Source organism: Victivallis sp. (assembly GCF_048170485.1).
Taxonomy (GTDB): Bacteria; Verrucomicrobiota; Lentisphaeria; order Victivallales; family Victivallaceae; genus Victivallis.
Genome location: NZ_DBEXAY010000047.1, coordinates 1 through 5,935, shown reverse-complemented (window position 1 = coordinate 5,935; position 5,935 = coordinate 1). Strand labels below are relative to the sequence as shown.

Annotated in this window: 3 protein-coding genes; all 3 read left to right on the top strand. The window is 54.3% G+C overall.

Features of this window, described 5'->3' with window-relative positions; all coding sequences use genetic code 11:
- The first annotated feature begins 16 nt into the window (after positions 1–16).
- From ACMLHG_RS02425 to ACMLHG_RS02415, 3 genes are read left to right on the top strand one after another with little or no spacing between them, the layout of a single operon-like run.
- A complete protein-coding gene (locus ACMLHG_RS02425) occupies positions 17–718 on the top strand; it encodes a type II secretion system protein (RefSeq protein WP_417169431.1) in 702 nt (233 codons plus the stop codon).
- 14 nt (positions 719–732) lie between these two features.
- Positions 733–3,927: an acetylxylan esterase gene (locus ACMLHG_RS02420; protein WP_417169430.1), complete on the top strand. Its 3,195-nt coding sequence runs from the start codon at positions 733–735 to the stop codon at positions 3,925–3,927.
- Positions 3,928–3,929: 2 nt separating this feature from the next.
- Positions 3,930–5,846 (top strand): glycoside hydrolase family 36 protein, encoded by a 1,917-nt coding sequence (locus ACMLHG_RS02415; protein WP_417169429.1) that lies wholly within the window; start codon positions 3,930–3,932, stop codon positions 5,844–5,846.
- The last annotated feature ends 89 nt before the right edge of the window (positions 5,847–5,935 follow it).

Sequence of the window (5,935 nt, the reverse complement as noted above, 5' to 3'; positions counted from 1 at the left end):
AAGAAACAAGGAAAGGATGCCTCTGATGAAAACAGAAAAAAGGTATTTTACACTGATTGAACTTCTTGTAGTAATAGCGATCATCGCCATCTTGGCCGGCATGTTGTTGCCGTCACTGAACAAGGCGCGCCTCAACGCCCGAACCACGAGCTGCATTTCACAGATAAAGCAAAATGGAACTGCTATTGGAATGTATTCGGACGATTACCAAGGACTTCCGCCTACTTATCACACATTGGGCGGCGCAATCGGAAATGATCCTACATGGTGCGCAACTGATGACGGAAAATATGCAGGATTAATGCTGGTTGCAAGCCTTAATTATTTAGGCGGAGTCGACCTTGAAACAGCCAAAAATGACAGAATCAGCCCTAAAATTCTCAATTGTCCGGTCTGTAACCCTGTCAAGCCGCAAACTGACGGAAATGCCTGGAGGCGGATCAGCTATATCTATGGACGGGACTCCTACAATGACAATGGATTCTTTACTCCCAAGTTGAAACCCTATCCTCAATTAACCCGGGAAGTACTCATTTACTGTTTCGGCAGCAATACTGTTATGGATTATGGGAAACAGGACGTTCACGGTGGTTATACCGTTCTTTATAGGGCAAATGGATCAGCAGGAAAATTATCAAAAAATGCGATTTGGAATGGTCAGAAATCTTATCCGTGGAATCACAAGACCGAATTACTGCCACACGTTGATTCACTCTGAAAGGATCGATTACGATGAAATATAGAATTTTACTTATTTTCGCTTTGCTCAGCTTGAGCTTGCAACTTGCCGCCGAAATCGCCATCCCTTTTGACCGAAACTGGAAACTTCCGCCGAACGGGACGATCTCCGAATCGATTTTGACCATTTCGGCGACAGATTCGGCTGTACCCCAACTGGCATCGCATCCGATTGATCCGGAACCATACTTCGGCCGCTCCCTGATCGTGCGCTTCGAGGTGAAATACTCCGACGTCAGCAAGCCGAAAGAATCGTATAACGGCGTTAAACTGATGATCCATTATTTTGCCAACGGGAAACAGTACTGGACCAACTGTCCGCCGCTTTACGGTTCCTCTGACTGGAAGACAGTCACCGTGGAGCAACAGATACCCGGCGATACGGAATGGATTTTCCTGGAAACCGGACTGCAGGGAAGCACCGGCAAATTGCAAGTCCGCAATGTCGAATTGGTGGATTGGGATCCCAAAGAACTTCATCGTCCACCGGTTCCGTTACCGGAAAATTTCCGCTGTGAATATACCGAACGGGTTTTATCCCTGCCGCAATTGCGTGGAATGATGTCCCCTGTTGTATATCGAAGCGCAGATTTCCCGGCGATGCGGGAATGGAATGTCAATCTTCTGCGTTGGCAGTTGCGTCCACAACCTCGGGAGGGTGAAAAATATGCTGACTTGCTTGATCGTGACATGAATATTCTCGACAAAGTTCTGGAGCAATGTCAAAAACTTGGAATTATGGTCATCATTGATCTTCACCGTGTTCCCGGAGGAAAGGAATTCAATCATGGTGTGGTTCAAGAAGAAGCAAAGCTGTATGACAATCCGGAATTTGCTGAAGAATTTGTGGAGTCATGGAGAAAACTCGCCCGCCGCTACCGGGATTGCCCGGTGGTTTATGCCTACGATCTTATCAATGAGCCCAATCAGAAGACGCCCCGCCGCATCGATTATCTGGAATTGCAGTATCGCGCCGCGAAAGCGATCCGGGAAATCGACCCGGAAACGCCGATCTGCGTTACATCAAACGATTGGAGCAGTCCGCGATATTTCTCCTATCTCCATCCGCTGCCACTCAAAAATATTATTTACAACGTTCATATGTACCGTCCGTTGACTTATACCCATCAACGGGTCGTCCCCGCATTAACCAGAATCTATACCTACCCCGGCAATGTTGACGGAAAATATTGGGATAAGGAGGCGTTGCGCCGTTGCCTGGCGCCGGTGCGCGAGTTTCAGCAGAAATACGGCGCCCGGATCGTGATGAGCGAGTTTTCGGTCATCCGCTGGGCTCCCGGCGGCGAACGGTATCTGGCCGACCTGCTGGCGTTAGCCGAGGAATACCAATGGGATTGGTGTTACCACTCTTTCCGGGAGTGGGATGGCTGGGATCTGGAATACGGCAATCAATACAGAGATACTTCCTCCAAAGACCTGAACAATCCGCGGTTAAAGTTGATTCTGGATCTGTTGGCGAAAAATCAGAAGCTTGATCTTTCCGGCGGCAGTTGGAAATCGCAGGCTGTGCCGCTTCCCGCTGTTACCCTGACTTCCGAAGTTGTGAAAAAGCAGTTGACTGATGGGCGGCGGCTTGATGAAACGGCCTCGGTCCCCACGTTGGAAATCTCTCGGAAAACTCCTGGAAACACTTTCGTCGCCATTCCCCTGCCGCTTTCCATCTTGGGCGGGCAGGAAGTGGTTTTGAGCGGGGAAATCGCGCATAAAGCGATTTCCAAAAAACCGAAGTCCCACAATGGCGTAAAAATGATGTTGGTCATAACCAGCTTCCACGGCAATACCCGCTATCTTCAGGTGCCGACCCGGGAAGGTGACTCCGATTGGAAAAGGTATGCGCTTAAAGTTGAAATTCCCAGCGATGCCCGCAAACTCGAATTGCATCTCGGACTGGAAGGGGTTTCCGGTACGGCGAAATTCCGGAACATTCAATTTTCCGAACCCAAGCCGCAGATTGACCACAGCCGGTCAATCATAACCGGAGAGCTTGACCGGAGCAATGCCGTTTCCTACAAGCCCGGAGAACCGATGAAGTTCCGTTTCCGCATCCTGCAGTCAGGCAAACCCATAGGAGGGCGGCTCCGGGTGGTCGTAGCAGGGGATGACGGCAGCCGCCGGGAGAATGAATATGATCTGTCGGCGGATTGTCCGCTGGAGTTGTCCGCGTCGCTCAATCAGCCCGGCTTCGTGATGGCGGAAGTCAAGCTCATTGATGAGTACGGGAATGAGATTCAGCGGAAACGCGGAAACAGCATGAAAGCAGTCCAGTTCGGCCTCGCCGCCGGGGTTCAACCGGAAAAACTGACTCAGGCAGTAGCCGAACCGGCTGATTTCGACAAATTCTGGGAGAGTGCCAAAGCGGAATTGAAGGCGACTCCGCTGCGCGTACTGGAGCGCAAACTTTTTAAAACAACGCAGGATTCCCGAATCTACGATGTGAAACTCAGCGCGCCCGGCCCGCGGCCGACGGTCGGTTCGCTGGCAATTCCCAAGGATGCGCAAAAGAAATCCCTGCCGCTTCACATCCAGTTTGACGGTTACGGCGTGCGGGACATCGTCGCACAGGACACGCCCGGAAAAATCGTATTTTTTGTGGGCGCCCACGGCCTTGATCTGCACCGGGAACCGACGTTCTACCAGAAACTTTCTGATGGAGAACTTTATGGCTACGGTTTCGACGACCGGCAGAATGAAAATCCGCATGACTGTTATTTCAAGTACATGATTCTGCGCGATTTGAGAGCTGTGCAGTACGCCATGACCCTGCCGGAGTGGGACGGGCGCAACCTGACGATTGCCGGCGGCAGCCAGGGTGCGTTTCAGGCGGCTGCGGTGACGGCGCTGACCCCGGAAGCCACGCGATGTGAATTGGAGGTCCCCTGGTTCTGCGAGCTGGGCGGCATAACCGCCGGACGGATTCGCGGCTGGCGGCCGAACTGGAAAAAGGGACTCGGTTACTATGATACGGTCAATTTCGCCAGACGGATCAAATGTCCGGTTCAGATTGAAGCCGGCCTGTCGGACTGGGTGTGTCCTCCGTCCGGGGTCTGGTGCCTCTATAATGTATTGCCGGGTTCCAAGCGCATGAAAATGTTTCAGGGGCGGAACCACGGCCCGTATTTCGGATACGATCAGAAAAAAGCGCCTTTCGTGGAAGTAAATCAGCAGTGACGATGAAAAACATACTCTTTCCGCGGCTGTACCCGGAGGCCGTCGTCGACGGTTCTTCCGTATTGCCGCCCGGCCTCGAACTGGAAGTCAAAACCGTGACGGGGGATCGTGAAGTCCGTTATCTTGCCGTATTTCACAACCGCGGCAGTGTCGCGCGGCATCTGGATGCGATCCGTTTTACGGCCCGGCCGGAACCGGGGGACTTTCTGTCATTCCCCGGCCGGGAATACCGGATTTTCCTCGAAGGCTGGACGATGGTCACACCGGCCAAGAGCGTCCGTTACGGGGAGAAAGACAACTTCTGCAATCCCGATTATCTGCCGGCGGCGGTTTCGGACCCGGTTCATTACAATAATGCGGCCGAGCCGAACCGCTTCTCCGGCGAATACGTCGGGCTGCTGAACCACCGGCCTTCCGGCAGCATACTGCTGGCCGGATTCATCACCTCCCGCCGGATGATGTGCCGCCTCACGATCGAACTGGCCGAGTCCGGAGTGACGCAGCTGGAACTCTGCTGCGACGCGGATCATATTCTCGTCGAACCGGGCGAGTCCGTCGAATCCGAGGAGCTGCTGCTGACCTGCGGAAGCGATTCGCAGGCTCTGCTTGAGGAATTCGCCTCCCGCTGGGGAGAAAACATGAATGCCCGCACCTGGGATCATGCTCCGACCGGCTGGTGCAGCTGGTATTATTATTTCGAGAACGTCACCGCCGCCGACATCGCCGAGAATCTCGAAGACCTGGCGGCCCGCCGTTCCGATTTTCCGCTGGAATATATTCAGATCGACAACGGCTGGCAGTCCGCTTACGGGGACTGGCTTCACACCAACGCCAGATTTCCGGAAGGACTGCGGGCGCTGGCGCACTCCATCGCCGAAAAGCGATTCAAACCCGGCTTGTGGCTGGCGCCGTTTCTGGTGGAGAAAAACAGCCGCCTCTATTCGGAACACCCGGAGTGGACAATTCGCACTTCCGAAGGAGAAACGGTCTGGCTTGAGCCGTGGGGCAGTACGGAACTGGCCGTTCTCGACGGCACCCATCCCGGAGTGCAGGCACATTTCCGGAATTTATTCCGGCAGCTGGCGGAGCTGGGGTTCGAGTATGTCAAGCTGGATTTCATGATGTATGCCTGCACGCCCGGCAAGGGACGCTACTTCGATTCCAAAGCCACCCGGCTGGATGCGCTCCGGCGCGCCCTGACCGCGATCCGCGAGGGTTTTGGGGAAGAACGGTTCATTCTGGGATGCACCACCGTTCTCGCCGGAGTCGTCGGCCTGGTCAACGCCGAACGCATCAGCACCGACATTACGCCTTACTGGGAGCGGAAGGCCCCCGGCCGCGACCGGTACCGCGAAGACTGCTGCGTGCCGAACGTCTGCCGCAACATCATCAACCGCACTTACATGCACCGGCGGCTGTTCCTCTGCGATCCCGACGTGCACATTGCCCGCCGGGACCGGAATGAATTGACCGATGCCGAGGTCCGGCTCTGGACTTCGGCGCTGCTGCTGGCGGGCGGGCTGAAACTGCTGGCGGACCGCTTTTCCACGCTGGAACCGGAACGGGCGGAACTCTCCCGGCTGCTTCTGGCGGCCCCCGACCGTTTCCGGCTGCGGCCGCTGGACCGGTTCGACCGGGAATATCCGGCGGTCTGGTTCGGAATCGATCGGGAAAGCGGCACTCCGGCGCTGGGAATTTTCAACTTCGCTGAAACTTCAATGCGCCTGCAAGTCACCTTGCCGGATGCGCCGGCGGGCACGCTGCGGAACCTCTGGGGGAATGAAACATTGAAGTGGGTGTCCGGTGCGCCATGTGAATTTCAGGTGGAGCCGCACAACTGCCTGCTTTTTCTGCTCTCTTGTTCTATTCGTAACTACCCAACCATTTCCAAAGTGAAGGCGGAAAAATGTCTGCTATGAAGTTTGAAAAAAATTCACAGCCATCCCATAGGAAAAGAAAAAGTTGAAAGATGATGGTTCTGGATGCAACTTATATTTCAGCAAAAAAA

Bases quoted from the DNA above. Each gene is read 5' to 3' on its own strand.
- ACMLHG_RS02415 (WP_417169429.1), top strand. From the start codon at position 3,930: ATGAAAAACATACTCTTTCCGCGGCTGTACCCGGAGGCCGTCGTCGAC.
- ACMLHG_RS02420 (WP_417169430.1), top strand. From the start codon at position 733: ATGAAATATAGAATTTTACTTATTTTCGCTTTGCTCAGCTTGAGCTTG.
- ACMLHG_RS02425 (WP_417169431.1), top strand. From the start codon at position 17: ATGCCTCTGATGAAAACAGAAAAAAGGTATTTTACACTGATTGAACTT.